We start from the raw sequence: 16,011 nt of genomic DNA on the forward strand, positions 1-16,011 counted from the left end.
ATTATAATGTTTTTGTAGGATCTGCCTCATTGTCTTCTGGCTCTTGTTGCAATGTAAATGGCTTACCTACCCCATCATTACGCAAACGATCTGCTTTTATTTTAGCCCAATCAATAGGTGCACCTTTTTCAAGTGCTTTCCCAGTGACAGCATCTACTTTCACACTATATTCTTTTTCATCTGTATCTTGGGTACGAACAATGTACACCACTTCATTATTTTCTGCTTTAATTTCCCATCCTCTAGTGAAAGATCCTTCTCCTACCAAACCACGAGCGGCTACTTCTGCTTCTTTTGGAGAAATTACCTTCAATGGATTGAACACTTTGGATGCTACATCTTTTGCTTTGCTAGAACGGAATTCACGTACTACCTTACCAGTAATCACATCCACGTCGATAGTAATTTTTTGTTTTGGTGTGTAACCTACCACCACGTACTGGTAATTACCTTTGGATGGATCTAATGTGATAGAGCTAACCGCTGCTTTTACATAACGGCCCACAAAAATACCTGCTACTTCACGCATGGACAATACCATGGATTGACCAGGTTGGCGTACCACTACTGTTTTATCATTTAAATTAGAATATTCATTGATTTCAGCATGTGCTTGTGGGGCTACTGCAAAGGTTGCAGCAAATGCCATAGCGCCTACTAATGCTAATGTACTTTTTTTCATTGGACTCTCCTATATATACTTCTATGAACAAAACTCACATGACTATACTCCATGAAGCTTGCATTCTCAATCTTGAGATATCTCTTTCATTATACCGTATCTATCGTAATTCTTCAATACAATCCAGCACCTCTACCAACCAACACTCACGAGGCGGAAACGAAAAAACGCCCTTACCTAAGTAAGAACGTTTTATATACATTATAGATATTTTGCCAATACAGATTGTAATCCCTCTGGATGCGCTGCATTCCAAGCATCATAATCTTGACCAGCCGCTTCAAGTGTATTTACAAGATCGATGAAGAATTTAGGAATATCCTCCACAGTGACAACCCCTAACTCATCAGACATGCGTTGTCCTTCTACTTCGCCATTGCCATTTACGAACACTTTGAAAGCTGGTTGAGGTTTTGTATCTACCACTTTTGTAAATCCATGGAAACCTAGTTTACCTACTTGGTGTGTACCACAGGAAGATGGGCAACCAGATACATGTAATTGTGGTAACTTATCTGTTGATAACCCTTCTGCTTCTAACGTTTCTTTAATAACTTTCACAAGTCCAGAAGAATCTTGGAAACCGATTTGACAAATCGTAGCACCTACACAGGATACCGTATGCTCAAAACTATTTTTCGCATGCGTATCACCAATAATGGCTGCTACTGTATCTGCTTCTTCGCCGGTTAAGTTTACGATGTATACAGATTCGTCACCGCAGATACGGATTTCAGTTTCTTCTAAGCCACCTACATAATCAAATAATTTTACAAATACATCAATAGGTGGTGTACCTACTAGTGGTTTATATTGAATGTAATACAAGCCTTCTTGTTTTTGGGGTTCTGCCAACTCTGTTGTCGGTGTTGTAGTGCCTACTTTTTTCACTTCGTAAGGAGCCACCGACAATGTTAAATCATGGGCTGCTTTAGATTTTTCCAAATATTCATGGTATGCTTTACGGAATTCCTCTTCCCCTAAGTGTTGCGCAATAAAACGAGAACGTGCTTTACCACGATTCTTAAAGTCACCTAATTCATGGTATAGATGTAACATACCTTCTACGTGGTGCAATACTTCATTAGGATTAATATCTTCATCCACTAAGAAACCAAAGGCAGAGCCGCCACCGATACCGCCACCAGCGTAGACATCAAACTTACCATTTTCTTTTGCCAAAAAGCCTAAGTCTTTGTAGTTCGCATGACCTTCATTATCGACTACAGAAAAACCGATTTTATATTTACGAGGTAATGCTAACGTACCAATCAAAGATACAGCATATTCACTGACCGCTTGTAAATAGGGAGTCACAGCAAATGGTTCAGCTGGATGTACACCATGCAATGGGCTAGCTGTCACATTTCGAAAATTATCTCCACCAGTTCCACGGCTATAAATATCGTGTTCAAAACATTCTTTGTACAATTCTAAAATTTGCTCACCTTGTAATTTATGGAATTGAATACATTGACCCGTTGTGAAATGTACATATTGTAAATCATATTTTTTAACTGCATTCACTAAGAATTTCATTTGGTATGGAAGAATACGGGATCCAAAAAACCGTAACCGCAACATCGCACTTTCAAAGCCTCGTTCTGCATAACTGCCGAATCCTCCACCAATGCCTTTGAAATCTTTAGGAGCAATTTCTTTGGAAAAGAAACCTTCAATTCCCTTTTGAAACTTTTCAAACTCCCCTGCAAATCGTTGTCGTACTTCTTCTGAAATAGCCATTATACTTTATCTCCTCTCCTGAGCACCCGCTCAATAGAAACCTCTCCTAGTAAGTATAACAGATATAACCACCGATTTCTATAGATATAAATCCGCCTCTTTTCATAGGTTATATGACTTTTTTATACCTTATAATAACTGATTTCTATTCTATGAAAGCTACCACACTATCAGTTAATTCATTTTGCAATTCATTGGAGCGATCTTCGGAGTCAAAACTTTCATTAAATGTGACTGCCATGCGTCGCCCTTTTGCCTTCATGCCAAGGACCAGACGCATAAACATCTTCTTAGTTCCTTCATCATCGCTATATACAATGTCCTGTACATCATCGACCAACAATAGATGTAATTTACAGTATTCTTCCATATAATCTGCCACTTCGCCATAGGTCACGCTGTCGTTGTATTCTTTCATGAACTGTGCTCCCGTCACATACCGCACACGGATAGCTGCATTCTGTTTCACCGCTTCTTGCTCCATGGCTTTCAATAGGTGCGTTTTACCCACACCAGATTGACCAAATAGAAATAGTACTGGTTCAAAGCATTTTGTGAAATCTGTCATCGCTAAAGCAGATGCCATACCAAATTTATTCTGTTCTGTTACATTAAAAGTTTCAAATGTTTGCATAATAACTCCTTATTTCCTTGCCACAATGGAAAAGAGTGGCACTGGATTATATAATTCATTTTCTTCTTCATAAATGCGGCTGCTCACCGCCATATCTAAATACACTCTGGAAAATCCTGCCTTGCGCATCATGTGTACGTCCCAATGAGGGCGATCCATACGACTGATGGAAAGTTCCTCTGTTATAGCAATGCATTCCTGCATCGTTGTGTTGGAAACACCTTCATGAATATGATGGTTCGCCACTACGGGAACTTTCAATTCTACACCATAATCGCCATCAATATTGATAAGCACACCCTTGGGCGCTAACACACGATACCACTCTTTATAGGCCGATTCCACATCAGGCAGTGTCCATGTTACATTACGAGCTACAATCACATCGAAAGAATCATCGGAAAACTCTAACTGCATGGCATCCATACAATGAAAGTCTACCGTACCCGCTAAGGAATTCTTCAATTCCAAAGCTTGCTCCTTCGCCACTGCGATCATCTCTTCCGTTAGATCCACACCGGTCACAGAATATCCTTGTTGTGCCAACAAAAAAGCAAAAAAGCCTGTGCCTGTACCTAAGTCTAGAATACGTTGATGATGATCTTTAATATGCGGCGTAATCTCTCGTAGCCAACGTGGCGCCAAATCAGATGTCAATTCTTTTTTACGAAGTGCTCCAAACTCAGCACTGCGCCCTTTCCAGTAGGCAATAATCCTATCTCGTATCGTCATAGATCCTCCTTGTATTATATCGTATTATACCATGAGGAACGTTGGTTTGTATGTAGCTAGAGTCACGAACAGATGTATTACACAATCTTTTATTATTCTTTACTTAGTAGTCGTATATCTTTACTTTCCACTCTAAAATCTTTACTTTTTGTCCATTTTTTTATATGATAAGTAAAGATTATGGAGGTAGTATATGTATAATTACCAAGGATTAATAACCATATTAGAAGAGAATGATATACGTAAGTCAAGCTTAACACATTTACTTCACATATCTTCAAGAACCATTGCGAAAATCGGAAGAGGTGAAAAACTTTCACCATCAGTGATACACAAATTATGTGAGTACTTTTCTTGCTCTCCAACAGATCTCTACACACTAGAGTCTGACAATCCCATCCTTACACAATTACGAGAAGAAAAAGACCATAAAATCTCTGGTGGACTCTACCACGAACTCCAAGTGCGTATGACTTATAACTCCAACCATATAGAGGGTAGTAAATTGAACGAAGAGCAAACTAGACATATCTTTGAAACAAATACTGTTCACGGAGAAGAAAGTCTGTCCGTTGATGATATCATTGAAACTATCAACCACTTTAGAGCCATTGATTACTGCATTGATATTGCCGAAGATCCATTAACAGAAGTGATCATTAAACACCTTCACTACCTATTAAAAAGTAACACCAAAGACGAAACACTTCCTTGGTTCAAAGTAGGAGACTACAAAACACGACCGAATGTAGTCGGTGGTAGAGAAACCTCAAAACCTGAGCAAGTGACAGGCGATGTACAAAATTTATTAGCATGGTATACAAACAAAGAACACATTTCATTTGAAGATATTGTGGAATTTCATTTCCGTTTTGAATGCATCCACCCCTTTCAAGATGGAAACGGTCGTGTGGGTAGACTCATCGCCTTTAAAGAATGCCTCAAACACAATCTAATCCCTTTTATCATAGAAGATAGGAGAAAACATTTTTATTATCGAGGCTTAACAGAGTTTTTACGTGAACCGGGATATCTCATCGATACCTGTTACGATGGGCAAGACACCATCAAACGTCTACTAGAATACCTTGAGATTCCATACTCCACCTAAGAAACGCAGTTATGCGTAGCAGCTTTTGTGGCAGCCTTTTATTGACTAAATCAAACAAATGCAAGATGACCGCAATATACCTCTAGGTACGCTAAATCTTTGTCACGTTCACTTATCTCACAATTACATATACCTTAGAAGAGCACGGTGTGCCCCGAACAAACATTATGAAATACCGTTTGTAAGGGGTATGCCGTGCTCTTCCCTTTGCCTAAATATATATAATTGAACGTGACAAGTAATACTCACAGTGTATTGCGGTCATCCCTTTATCTAATCAGATCCGTCACAAGGTTCATAGCAAAACAAGAGACAACTCTTTTTGTAACCGATTCCGTGAGGCTTTCACTAGCATCACTAGCTTGCAAGCTATTACTATCATTATTTGAGATATTCCTACTAGTATGTTATGATTAAACATATGGTAAAAATCATATTTGTTATCTACGAGTATACTCGTAGATTTCTTATACAGAAACCTAATACCTCTACTATGCCTATTACAATGATGTATCTAGTGTTTCTATTACATGTATTACCTATGAACTCACACATTCATACAAGTTTATATTCTCATAGAAAGGATACCTTTATGAAACAGTATTTAAAACAATTCGCTATTTCCAAGTGGTTTGATGTACTCGGTGTCGCACTTGTAGTGGGGATTGCCATTTCTGCTGGTTACCTGAACTCACGTCTTGAAAAATTTGTAGATTGGGGGCCTTGGACTGCTCTCGTTCCCTTTGGTCTTATTTCTGTTATTAACGTTGGCATTTCTATGTTGTCTACACGATTTACAGGACAGCTCAACAAATGGGGGAATTATCTCGGCATCGTGAACACGATCCTATCCGGCGCCATCGATTTTATTTTAGGAAATAAAGCAGCTATCATTACCTATCCTGTTACTTTCATTATCTATACCTTTGCCATCAAAAAATGGAATGCATCCCACGAAGGCATTCCTAATACAATGAATTCTTCACAAAAACGATTAGTTGCTGGCATCATCACCGTCATTGCTTTCACCATTTCCAGCGTTGCCAATTACATAGGCTTTGGCGGTCATATGAACTTTTTATCCATCCTAACCACCATCGTATTTGCCTTCTCACTCATTGCGAACCTTTTTAACGCTCTAAAATTAGATACACAATGGCCGTTCTGGATGATCTATAACATCGTGCAACTATTGAAAGCTTTCACCCAAGGCAATTTCGCCAACGTTGGCAAATACATATTCTACATAGTCAATGCCATGGGTGCATTACTATTTTGGAAAGATAAAGAGAAGGGTTGATACGTTAGGCTTTTCACTTACATTTGCATATAAGTTAAAACTGCTACAACAAGCAATCCGAACTGAATTAATAATATTAAAACTTCGAATAGTGTTATAGTATCACCTCCTCTCATATTAGGAAGCGATGAGATTAGAGAACGCAGTTAGGTGTAGAAACCTTGTGTCGTTTCGTAACAATAAAATAATGCAAATACACAAAAGCGGATAGCTCAATCTGAACTATCCGCTTATTTACGTGGTGATCCAGGAGGGATAGCGGCAAGCTTAGACCTTTAGGAGCCTTAGGCGACGCTAAGGTCTTAGCGATAGCATCCCTGCCACACAAAAAGGCTCCTAAATCAAGTAGAATCCTTTGTACTCTGGTGATCCAGGAGGGGTACGTAAGCAACTTAGGTCTCTAGGAACGCAGTGACGCAGAGACCTTAGTGCGTCGATCCCTGCTACACAAAAAGGATCCTACATCAAGTAGAATCCTTTGTACTCTGGTGATCCAGGAGGGATTCGAACCCCCGACCCACGGCTTAGAAGGCCGTTGCTCTATCCAACTGAGCTACTGAACCATATGTAGTTATGTCATGCTATTTTACTGTAAATAATAAAATAACCCATCACATAGACATTGTCTCTGTATGGGAACGCATTAAATACAACAACATGTATAAGTGGAGCGGGTGAAGGGAATCGAACCCTCGCAACCAGCTTGGAAGGCTGGGGCTCTACCATTGAGCTACACCCGCACATAAGAAAATGGTCGGAGCAGCAGGATTCGAACCTGCGACCCCCTGGTCCCAAGCCAGGTGCGCTACCAAACTGCGCTATGCCCCGATATCTTCCATCCATAGTAACGAACCAATTCAACTGTCCTTGGGAAACATTGTTTCGCTACCGTTTGCTACTTATTGTAACAACAAATATATAATATCATATCCCTCACATCTATGCAAGCGTTTTTTATAATTTATTTAACTTTTTTCTAACAAAATATGAGTAGAATGGCAAGAGTTTTTCCCTTACTAACAATACACATTACTTTTGTATATACGCAAGGCTATACAACTGTTTATACAACAAAAGGGGCTGTCGGCATTCTACACGCCCCTTTCATCATCTATTGATTCCTTACTTTTACCACATATTTAATCTTCTTCACTTTCATCAAAGAAAATTTGTATGCTTTGCAATCCATCTGCATGAACTGGTTCACCGATATGAACTATCATTTGCTCTCCCTCAGTTCTACCAACGGAATCACCATCTTGCACCTTTGTATCTGATGTCAAAATATAGCCTGCCACAGCTAGCGCATAGTTCTCAGCTTTTTCCGGTTCCCACGGACAATGTAAAAGCTCAATATTGAGTTGCTTGAACAGTTCCATACCACTAGTGGACAAGGAAATAGTACCATCATCTTCAAAGTCCATATCTACCCAGATTAAATTTGCCATAGGTAGCATATCATCCCGTAACTGTTCCGTCTCTTCATGGTACTTACTAGCTTCGTACAAAACTCCATTTGTATATATCGCACTAGCTCCGGTTTGCTCCGTCGCCACTGCCAGTAACTTAGCTAGTAAAATCCCTTCTTCTAATGGCTTACCTGGTCCTTCCACAATGCTAATTGCCACATGGCTCGTATGATTAACTACCGCATCCAATGCATCATCCCAAAGGTAATTTCGAGTAGCCCCCTGCATAACAGCTTCCATTGGCATGGCAAAGGAAAATGGTGCCACCACTACTTTATAGTCATCAATCACTAGAAAGTGTGCTTCTTCCATATCCTCTTCTTCCACGGAATCTACATCCTTTGTGGCAATGGCTGCACGAACTTTCATTCCTTCAGGACTTGTAATGGACTCAATATCCCATTTAGTGAGTAAATCCTTTTTAAAGCGATTCACATCAAATTCTGCATTGTCCAATAGCACCATGCCCATAAAACCGCGTTTACCGACCATAGGTCCAATGCCACCAGTGCCTTCTAGAATTTTTTCCGCCAAATTCCGCATTGCATCAAACAATAGTTGATTCTCTGCACTTTGTACATCAGCCATATCTATATCTAGGCTCATTGTTTTCTGTATGATACTTTCAACTAAGTAATCACCTACCCTATCGGATTGTTCTCTCATAAGTACTAACAAGGCTTCGCTGAAAGAAGACCCCAACAAGGTCAATGTATTCGTATCTCCGTCAAAATAGATGATTTGTCCTACAGTGCCAGATTTTGTTGGATTATAGTCGATGTATAAACGGGACGCCTGTTCCCCTTCGCCAGTAGCTGCAAAGAGGCATAAATCTCTCTGTTTAGAAGGCGCTCGTACTTGCGATGGTTTTGTATCAGGCCCCAATATGTCCATATTCATTACTTCTCGTCCGTGAAGATCAAATTCTAACATTTGACGCACTGAAAGTAAATAGAATTGTTTACCCTCGTACATAAAAATAGGGAAGTTTACTTTCAAGGACGTATATTCCTTTTGATAGGTACCATTCACCACATTAAGCAAGAAACTCAGCCCTTCCGGAGTATGTGAATACCGCCGTAATAAATTCATCCATTCTTGAGGGGACACCCCTTTCCACTCGCTTTGAATCACATTCCATACATCAGGTACTAACCCTCGATACACACGAGATATATCCGTCATATATCGTTCATGAATCGTAAGACCGGAGTCTACCACATCGATGGTAGCCCCTTTCCCCAGTGAGCTTCTACGAAGATACTTCTCAATGGTGCTGATCGCAAGATCTTTATCTGCCACATAGTAGATAAAGTTCGCTATTCCCTCTGGGATGCGTAGTGTTGAAGCGCTGACAACGTTATTTTCTTCTAAAGCCCGAGAGATTTTTGCATCCAATCGTTTAAACTGTTTCGCATCCCCTAACGATGCATCCAATACGACATGGATATGATGTAAATTGCCTAATTCTGCAATAACCGTTCCATTTTGATACAACTTAGCACCATATGGTATGCCTAGTTCTTCTAAAGAAATGAGTATTTCTTCTACTAGTTCATCCCCTTCATCCATGGAAAACCGTAGTATACAATGGTCAATTTCACCATTCTCTTTATACACGGATTCTCCTTCATGGATAGTACCCACATCTGTTAGTTTATGTTCTATCAGTACTTCCAAAGAAGCCCTACAAGAATCGTCAAATTGGGCTGGAATATATAGTTCATACGAGATTTGTTGTTTCTTTTCTTCTGTTGCCATATCTCTTAGTTCTCCACTTTATTCACCAATACGTAATACTAGTACAACTTATATGGTGCCTCTCTTTCAGAACTTGCTTACTCCAAGAGAGTCACAGAAATAGGTAAGGATTGTAAAATTTGTTTTGCTAACTCACGAGTTGACTCAGTGGTGCGGACCATGCACAACCCCTCTGCATTCACCGTCGTCATGACCCCTACATATTCATAACCTTCTAATATGCGATTCACATAATTCGTATGCTGTCGTTCAATCTGAAAGTACACATACTGCGGATCATACACAATGTCTTGTTCTTGCATCTTGGTCCTCCCCTTCTACAGCAAGAATTATTTTTGCTTTGTTTCACGGCGCATCATGGAGTATTCTTCCAATGGTGTGTCGATGTATAGGCGCAATTTCATTTGCGCATGTTTTGCCACATCAATATCATTACCATCTTCATCAGTCATACGTGTAATTACGTGCTTCACCAATGGTCCATGAGGTTGACAGAATTCCACTGTTTCTCCTACCTTGAAATTATTACGTTGTTCCATGTACGCATAACCTTCTTCTGCATTGTACCCTTCTACAAGACCAATGAAATCATGGGTTTGCGTATTGGAAGATTTTCCATAGTTTTGCGCTTCTTCCCCTGGCTTTTCGATGGCAAAGGCTTCTGTATAAGGACGGTGAGAGATTTTTTCTAATTCTGCATACCATTCATCACGTACATACCAATCGTCCCCTTCTTCTAGAAACTTATCAATAGCTTCCCGATACACTTTAGATACAGTCGCTGCATAGTGCACAGACTTCATGCGGCCTTCGATTTTCAAGCTATCTACACCGGCTTTATACAGCTCAGGGATGTATTTCAACAAGCATAAATCCTTGGAGTTAAAGATGTAGGTGCCATGTTCATCTTCTTCGATTGGGTAGTATTCGCCAGGACGATTTTCTTCCACCAAATTATATTTCCAACGACACGCTTGTGTGCAAGCACCACGGTTCGCATCACGGTTGGTCATATAGTTACTCAACAAGCAACGTCCAGAGTAAGAAATACACATAGCTCCATGAACGAAGGCTTCGATTTCGATATCTGCTTTTTCACGCATGGTCTTAATATCTTCAATGCTTACCTCACGAGCCACTACTACACGAGCTGCCCCTTGTTCTTTCCAGAACTCTGTAGTCAAATAGTTCGTTGTATTGGCTTGGGTACTTACATGCAATTCTAAGCCTGGAGCCACACGTTTCGCCAACAAGAAAATACCTAAATCGGCAACAATGATGGCATCCACCTTGATACTTTCTAAAAATTGTAAGTACTCTTCTAAGCCTGTTAAGTCCTCATTGTGAGGAATAATGTTACAAGTTACATAGATTTTTTTGCCATGGCTATGTACAAATTCTACAGCCTCTTTCAATTGATCATTGTCAAAGTTGGAGCTAGCGGCACGCAATCCAAAAGCACGGCCAGCGCAATATACGGCATCTGCTCCATAGCGGATGGCCATTTTTAATTTATCCATATTACCAGCTGGAGCTAGTAATTCCATATGTCGTTTCGTCATAATCTATCCTTTCCATACACTGACACTCATGCCATCTCCCATAGGATAAATGGTGGTGTTATAGTGTTCTTTTTGTTCTACATAAGCCAAGTACTCCTGCAACCGCCTCACAATGGTTTTAAAGCGACGTGGCGGTTCTTTATCTCCCCGCACATAGCCTCGGAATAGCACATTGTCAGCGAGTACCACTGCGCTTTCTGCTAGCTTCGGCTCGATCAATTCCAACTGTTTCAAGTACTGCCCTTTAGGACCATCTAGGAACACCAAGTCAAAAGGCCCTTCCACCGTTTCTAATAATTCTGTGGCATCTCCTTTCAGCAACGTAATTTTATCCCCGTATTCCGACTGCGAAATAAAATGAGTTGCCATCCCATGGCGCACATCGTCTAATTCCATGGTGATTAGTTGTCCTTCTTTGTCCATATGTTTCGCCAATAACAAAGACGAATATCCGATAGCAGTCCCCACTTCTAGCACACGTTTCGGTTTGTACAAACCAATTAAGTCTTCAAAGAGTTCTACTTCCGATTCCCGTAAAATTGGTACATCATGCAAGAGCGCATAAATGCGTTGTTCATTTAAAATCTCTTTAATTTTCATAAATTTGATCCACTATTTTCAAATGTTCTTCATAGGTTTTTGTAAAATGATGGTGCCCCTCTTTATCAGCCACAAAGAATAAATACTCTGTCGGTGGTGCATAGAGAACCGCCTCCATGGATTTGATGCCTGGGTTTGCAATTGGCCCTGGTGGCAATCCTTTATGAAGGTATGTGTTGTATGGGCTTTCTAGTTGTGTATCCTCAATCGTAATGAGCGGCTTTGGATACCCTAGAATGTATTGGATGCTGGCACAAGATTCTAAAGGCATGCCCGTTTTCAAACGTTGGCGGAATACAGCAGCAATGATAGGACGATCTTCATCGAACTTCGCTTCTTTTTCTACCAACGATGCTAAGGTGATGAACTCAAAGATAGTCATACCTTGGGCTTCAATATCTTGTCGCAATTTTGGCGTTAATTGGCGATTCATTTCATCCGCCATAATCTTCATCACATCTTCTGCCTTGCTGCCTACAGGAATCTCATAGGTGCTAGGGAATAGGAATCCTTCTACCCGATAGGTCACAGGCTTCGTCCCTACCATATACTCATAGGGCGTATATGTCTTGCCATATTCCATGAAAGCATACTGCGTATCAATACCTTGCTCTTCGATACGCTTGCCAATTTCACCGATGGTAAATCCCTCTGGAATCGTTAGCTTAACTGTTTTCAATCTACCTTGTTGGAGTAATCCAATAATCTCGCTTAAACTAGAGTGATGAGGAATTTGATAATACCCATGTTGTAATTTGTCCATCGTCCCCGTTAAGCGCAAGGCACCACGGAACACAGTTGGTGACGTTATGAGGCCTCTTTCATAGAGCACATCACCAATCTCCGCACCAGTTTGGTTCTCACTAATGACAACCGTTTCTACATCCTCCTTAGAGCCACCTGTCCAAGGAATATAATACATACCTGCCAGGACACCAAATACTGTCACTAACAGAATCGCTACACATCCGTAGATGTATTTTACATATTGTTTCACAGCAATCTCCTTTTCAATGAATACTATATTATACCATTTTAGGAGTGTATATAGCAATTTTTCTATATAGCATAGATCAATCTAGAGGCTACACTCACCTATGCTATATGTTTGACCTGTGAAAGTACTCTCCACTCCGAATTACAGGGAACCACTAAGGACACCATCCCGTTCATACAGAAAAAGGGCTGTCATAATTCTACAGCCTCTTTTATTATTTATGCTTCTTCACTTTCAGCAAAGAAAATTTGTATACTTTGTAATCCATCTGCATGGACTGGCTCATCGATGTGAACCACCAGTTCTTCTGTCTCTGTTCTACCGATAGAATCACCGTCATTCAGCTCTTTTCCAGATGTGAGCATAAAATTCGCCACACTAAGGATATAATTCCAAGCACGCTCTGGATCCCACGGACAATGCAAGAATTCCACATTGAGTTGGTCGAACTCTTCCATACCATTAGTATACAAAGATGTGGTTCCATCTTCTTCAAAATCAATATCAACCCACACGAGGTTCACCATAGGCAACACATTATCTCGTAGATTCTCTGTTTCTTGGTAGTACTTGTCCGCTTCATAGAGAACACCATTTGTATAGATAGCGGTAGCTCCTGTTTGCACTGTTGCCACTGCAAGTAACTTCGACAGCAAAATACTATCTTCCAATGTATTACCCGTACCTTCTACGATACTGATTGCTACATGGTTCGTATGCTTCATAACCACGTCTAAGGCATTGTTAAACAGATAATTCCGCAGCGCCCCCGGTTCTAATGCTTCTACCGGCATAGCAAAGTCGAATGGTGCTATCACAACTTTCACATCGTCAATGATTAACACATGTGCTTTCTCCATATCTGCTGTATCTACAGAGTCCACATCTTTCGTAACAACCGCTGCTCCTGCTTTCATATCATTAGCACTTGTTGCGGAAACAATATCCCATTGAGCGAGCAAGTCCTGTTTAAATTGCTCCATATCAAAAGTAGCATTTTCTAATAATACCATGCCCATACTTCCACTTCTAAGGGGTGTAGGACTCATGCCATCTTCTATGGTACTTTCAGCTAGGATAGCCATAGTACTCATCAGGAGCTGATTATCTTCGCTGTCGAGGTCCAATGCTTCTATATTCAAATTCATGATGTGTTCCATAACGCTTTCTAGAATGGAATCCGCTAAATTGTCGGACATTTCATCCATAATTTCTAACAAGGCGTGACTGAAAGACGGCGCCAACACCTCTAGCATATGCGTGTCCCCATCGTAATAGATCACCTGCCCTACATGCCCGGATTTTGTCGGGTTGTAGTCAAGGTACAGCCGCGATGCCTCTTCCCCTTCCCCAGTAGTCGCAAACAAGCACAGATTTCTCTGTTTAGAAGGCGCTCGTACTTGTGACGGTTTTACATCAGGCCCCCATATATCCATGTTCATCACATCTCGCCCATGAAGATCAAATTCTAACATTTGACGTGCTGACAGTAAGTAAAATCGTTTGCCTTCGTAGAGAAACATAGGGAATGTAACCTTCATAGATGTGTATTCCTGTTGGTACGTACCATTCACAATATTGAGCAAGAAACTAAGCCCTTCCGGCGTATCTGGATAGCGGCGCAACAATTGTATCCACTCTCGGGAAGAGATGCCTTTCCACTCATTTTTAATGGCAGACCACAAATCAGGCACTACCCCACGATAGATGCTATATATATCTGTCATAAACCGTTCATGAATCGTAAGGCCCGAGTCTACCACATCGATCGTAGCTCCTGTTCCTAGCGCACTGCGACCAAGATACTTCTCAATGGTGCTCATTGCAAGGTCCTTATCTGCTACATAATACGCAAAGATAGCCACTCCCTCTGGAATATGTAGTGTGGTGCCACTGACAACGTTATTTTCTTTCAAAGCCTTAGAAATTTCTGTATCCAATCGTTTGAACTGTTTCGTATATCCTAATGATGCATCCAACACAACATGGATATGATGTAAATTGCCTAACTCTGCAATGACATTTCCATTTTGATATAACTTAGCACCACAAGGTACACCTGCTTCTCTCAAGCAGAGAAGTATTTCCTCTACGAATTCATCCCCTTCATCCATAGAAAACCGAAGTACACAATGGTCAATTTCACCATTTTCTTTATACATCGATTCCCCTTCATGCACAGTCCCTATATCTTCTAACATATCCTCCATCAGTGCTTCTAATGAACGTCGAATCTCCTCGTCAAATTGGGCGGGAATATATAGTTCATACTGAATTTGTTTGTTCTTTTCTTCTGTTGCCATATCTCTTACTTCTCCACTGTACTCATTATTTCTAAACATGATGACCACCATACAGAAAAAGAGCTGCAACGGAACTGCCTATCGGCAATCTGTTACAGCCCTTACTAGCGATTAGTCCATTTCTTCGTATAATTTAATGACTGCATCGAATTCTTCATCAGTTGGAGCCACGTAAACTTGTTCTCCATCTTCTTCATCAATGCGTGCAATAATCACTTCTGGTTCATCATGTTCAGTGTCTTCTTCTGGAGGAAGAGATACTAAAATTGCAAATGCCTTTCCATCATATTGAATGAGCATTTCTTCTTCATAGTACATCTCTTCTCCATTTTCGTCTTCAATGACAATCACAGATACTTCACCTTCGTAACCTTGTTCGATCATGGTAACCTCCTTATGAACGACTATCTAAATAGCCTTGTAAAATGACAACTGCTGCCATTTTATCAATGACTTCTTTCCGTTTTTTACGACTTACATCAGCGGCAATTAAAGATTTTTCCGCCATCACTGTAGATAAACGTTCATCCCAATATACAACTGGCGTAGAAATGACTTCTTTCATCTTTTCCACAAAGGCTTCCGTTTTTTCAGCCCGTTCCCCTTTGGTGCCATTCATATTTTTAGGCATTCCTACCACAATGGTGTCTACCTCATATTCACGGATTAATTCCGCAATGCGCTGAAAGTCTTTTTCGTGAGATGTACGGCGAATGGTTTCAATGCCTTGCGCTGTAATATACAGCGCATCACTGCATGCGACGCCTATGGTCCGACTTCCCACATCTAGTGCCATAATTCGCATTATAATTGTTTCGCTTTCACATACTCTTTTACAAGTTCTTCAATGAGTTCATCACGTTCGATGCTACGAATATCTTTCCGAGCATTGTTATAACTTGTAATATACGTTGGATCTCCCGAAATGAGATATCCTGTGATTTGACTAATCGGGTTATACCCTTTTTCCACTAGTGCTTGAAACACATGTTGGAATACTTCTTCTGGCGTTAACGGCGTAGTTTGTACCGGTTTAATCACCATTGTTTTATCTGAAAGATTCATACAATCCCTCCTTATTATGAGTTTTCTATTGAAAGTCTCATCTATAGTAACC

At 40.5% G+C, this 16,011-nt stretch carries 15 protein-coding genes and 3 tRNA genes; 2 read left to right on the forward strand and 16 right to left on the reverse strand.

The features are described 5' to 3' along the window. Position 1 precedes the first annotated feature (1 nt). From EO121_RS03880 to EO121_RS03895, 4 genes are all read right to left on the reverse strand, one after another. Positions 2 to 682 carry a PepSY domain-containing protein gene (locus tag EO121_RS03880; protein WP_127166168.1) on the reverse strand — a complete coding sequence of 227 codons (681 nt, stop codon included), beginning with the start codon at positions 680 to 682 and terminating at the stop codon, positions 2 to 4. Positions 683 to 883: 201 nt separating this feature from the next. Further along, complete coding sequence (locus EO121_RS03885; RefSeq protein WP_127166170.1) at positions 884 to 2,425, reverse strand: nitrite/sulfite reductase; 1,542 nt, start codon at positions 2,423 to 2,425, stop codon at positions 884 to 886. A 145-nt stretch (positions 2,426 to 2,570) separates the two neighbouring features. After that, entirely contained in the window at positions 2,571 to 3,059 is a 489-nt protein-coding gene (locus EO121_RS03890; RefSeq protein WP_127166172.1) for a DnaA ATPase domain-containing protein, read from the reverse strand. 9 nt (positions 3,060 to 3,068) lie between these two features. Further along, the gene (locus EO121_RS03895; protein WP_127166173.1) at positions 3,069 to 3,791 is read right to left on the reverse strand and encodes a class I SAM-dependent methyltransferase; all 723 of its coding nucleotides are present in this window, start codon (positions 3,789 to 3,791) and stop codon (positions 3,069 to 3,071) included. 193 nt (positions 3,792 to 3,984) lie between these two features. Between EO121_RS03895 and EO121_RS03900 the strand changes: the two genes are divergently transcribed. Continuing rightward, on the forward strand, positions 3,985 to 4,902 hold the full coding sequence (locus EO121_RS03900) for a Fic family protein (protein WP_127166175.1): 918 nt from the start codon (positions 3,985 to 3,987) through the stop codon (positions 4,900 to 4,902). 592 nt (positions 4,903 to 5,494) lie between these two features. Continuing rightward, positions 5,495 to 6,202, forward strand: a complete 708-nt coding sequence (locus tag EO121_RS03905) for a nicotinamide mononucleotide transporter (RefSeq protein ID WP_127166177.1) — start codon at positions 5,495 to 5,497, stop codon at positions 6,200 to 6,202. Positions 6,203 to 6,688: 486 nt separating this feature from the next. Here the strand turns inward: EO121_RS03905 and EO121_RS03910 are convergent. The 12 genes from EO121_RS03910 to EO121_RS03965 form a co-directional block, all read right to left on the reverse strand. Further along, positions 6,689 to 6,765 (reverse strand) — tRNA-Arg (locus EO121_RS03910). 103 nt (positions 6,766 to 6,868) lie between these two features. Beyond that, positions 6,869 to 6,942 (reverse strand) — tRNA-Gly (locus EO121_RS03915). An 11-nt stretch (positions 6,943 to 6,953) separates the two neighbouring features. After that, positions 6,954 to 7,030, reverse strand: a tRNA-Pro gene (locus EO121_RS03920). A 311-nt stretch (positions 7,031 to 7,341) separates the two neighbouring features. Continuing rightward, positions 7,342 to 9,432 (reverse strand): DUF4261 domain-containing protein, encoded by a 2,091-nt coding sequence (locus tag EO121_RS03925; protein ID WP_127166179.1) that lies wholly within the window; start codon positions 9,430 to 9,432, stop codon positions 7,342 to 7,344. Positions 9,433 to 9,509: 77 nt separating this feature from the next. After that, positions 9,510 to 9,734 carry a DUF4911 domain-containing protein gene (locus tag EO121_RS03930; RefSeq protein WP_127166181.1) on the reverse strand — a complete coding sequence of 75 codons (225 nt, stop codon included), beginning with the start codon at positions 9,732 to 9,734 and terminating at the stop codon, positions 9,510 to 9,512. A 27-nt stretch (positions 9,735 to 9,761) separates the two neighbouring features. Further along, on the reverse strand, positions 9,762 to 10,994 hold the full coding sequence (locus EO121_RS03935; RefSeq protein WP_127166183.1) for a U32 family peptidase: 1,233 nt from the start codon (positions 10,992 to 10,994) through the stop codon (positions 9,762 to 9,764). Between the two features lie 3 nt (positions 10,995 to 10,997). Further along, positions 10,998 to 11,594 (reverse strand): O-methyltransferase, encoded by a 597-nt coding sequence (locus EO121_RS03940; RefSeq protein WP_127166185.1) that lies wholly within the window; start codon positions 11,592 to 11,594, stop codon positions 10,998 to 11,000. Then, complete coding sequence (mltG, locus tag EO121_RS03945; RefSeq protein ID WP_127166187.1) at positions 11,584 to 12,591, reverse strand: endolytic transglycosylase MltG; 1,008 nt, start codon at positions 12,589 to 12,591, stop codon at positions 11,584 to 11,586. The genes EO121_RS03940 and mltG overlap by 11 nt, the downstream gene beginning before the upstream one ends. A gap of 218 nt (positions 12,592 to 12,809) precedes the next feature. After that, entirely contained in the window at positions 12,810 to 14,933 is a 2,124-nt protein-coding gene (locus EO121_RS03950) for a DUF4261 domain-containing protein (RefSeq protein WP_164725857.1), read from the reverse strand. 72 nt (positions 14,934 to 15,005) lie between these two features. Further along, the gene (locus EO121_RS03955) at positions 15,006 to 15,278 is read right to left on the reverse strand and encodes a DUF1292 domain-containing protein (protein ID WP_127166191.1); all 273 of its coding nucleotides are present in this window, start codon (positions 15,276 to 15,278) and stop codon (positions 15,006 to 15,008) included. A 10-nt stretch (positions 15,279 to 15,288) separates the two neighbouring features. Beyond that, positions 15,289 to 15,699 carry a Holliday junction resolvase RuvX gene (ruvX, locus tag EO121_RS03960; RefSeq protein ID WP_127166193.1) on the reverse strand — a complete coding sequence of 137 codons (411 nt, stop codon included), beginning with the start codon at positions 15,697 to 15,699 and terminating at the stop codon, positions 15,289 to 15,291. Then, positions 15,699 to 15,959: an IreB family regulatory phosphoprotein gene (locus EO121_RS03965; protein ID WP_126939627.1), complete on the reverse strand. Its 261-nt coding sequence runs from the start codon at positions 15,957 to 15,959 to the stop codon at positions 15,699 to 15,701. The genes ruvX and EO121_RS03965 overlap by 1 nt, the downstream gene beginning before the upstream one ends. Positions 15,960 to 16,011 lie beyond the last annotated feature (52 nt).

This window comes from Veillonella sp. CHU732, assembly GCF_003992085.1.
Lineage (GTDB): Bacteria > Bacillota > Negativicutes > Veillonellales > Veillonellaceae > F0422.

Excerpts from the sequence above, each read along its gene's own strand:
- EO121_RS03880 (WP_127166168.1), bottom strand. The coding sequence starts at position 682 with ATGAAAAAAAGTACATTAGCATTAGTAGGCGCTATGGCATTTGCTGCA.
- EO121_RS03885 (WP_127166170.1), bottom strand. The coding sequence starts at position 2,425 with ATGGCTATTTCAGAAGAAGTACGACAACGATTTGCAGGGGAGTTTGAA.
- EO121_RS03890 (WP_127166172.1), bottom strand. The coding sequence starts at position 3,059 with ATGCAAACATTTGAAACTTTTAATGTAACAGAACAGAATAAATTTGGT.
- EO121_RS03895 (WP_127166173.1), bottom strand. The coding sequence starts at position 3,791 with ATGACGATACGAGATAGGATTATTGCCTACTGGAAAGGGCGCAGTGCT.
- EO121_RS03900 (WP_127166175.1), top strand. The coding sequence starts at position 3,985 with ATGTATAATTACCAAGGATTAATAACCATATTAGAAGAGAATGATATA.
- EO121_RS03905 (WP_127166177.1), top strand. The coding sequence starts at position 5,495 with ATGAAACAGTATTTAAAACAATTCGCTATTTCCAAGTGGTTTGATGTA.
- EO121_RS03925 (WP_127166179.1), bottom strand. The coding sequence starts at position 9,432 with ATGGCAACAGAAGAAAAGAAACAACAAATCTCGTATGAACTATATATT.
- EO121_RS03930 (WP_127166181.1), bottom strand. The coding sequence starts at position 9,734 with ATGCAAGAACAAGACATTGTGTATGATCCGCAGTATGTGTACTTTCAG.
- EO121_RS03935 (WP_127166183.1), bottom strand. The coding sequence starts at position 10,994 with ATGACGAAACGACATATGGAATTACTAGCTCCAGCTGGTAATATGGAT.
- EO121_RS03940 (WP_127166185.1), bottom strand. The coding sequence starts at position 11,594 with ATGAAAATTAAAGAGATTTTAAATGAACAACGCATTTATGCGCTCTTG.
- EO121_RS03950 (WP_164725857.1), bottom strand. The coding sequence starts at position 14,933 with ATGTTTAGAAATAATGAGTACAGTGGAGAAGTAAGAGATATGGCAACA.
- EO121_RS03955 (WP_127166191.1), bottom strand. The coding sequence starts at position 15,278 with ATGATCGAACAAGGTTACGAAGGTGAAGTATCTGTGATTGTCATTGAA.
- ruvX (WP_127166193.1), bottom strand. The coding sequence starts at position 15,699 with ATGCGAATTATGGCACTAGATGTGGGAAGTCGGACCATAGGCGTCGCA.
- EO121_RS03965 (WP_126939627.1), bottom strand. The coding sequence starts at position 15,959 with ATGAATCTTTCAGATAAAACAATGGTGATTAAACCGGTACAAACTACG.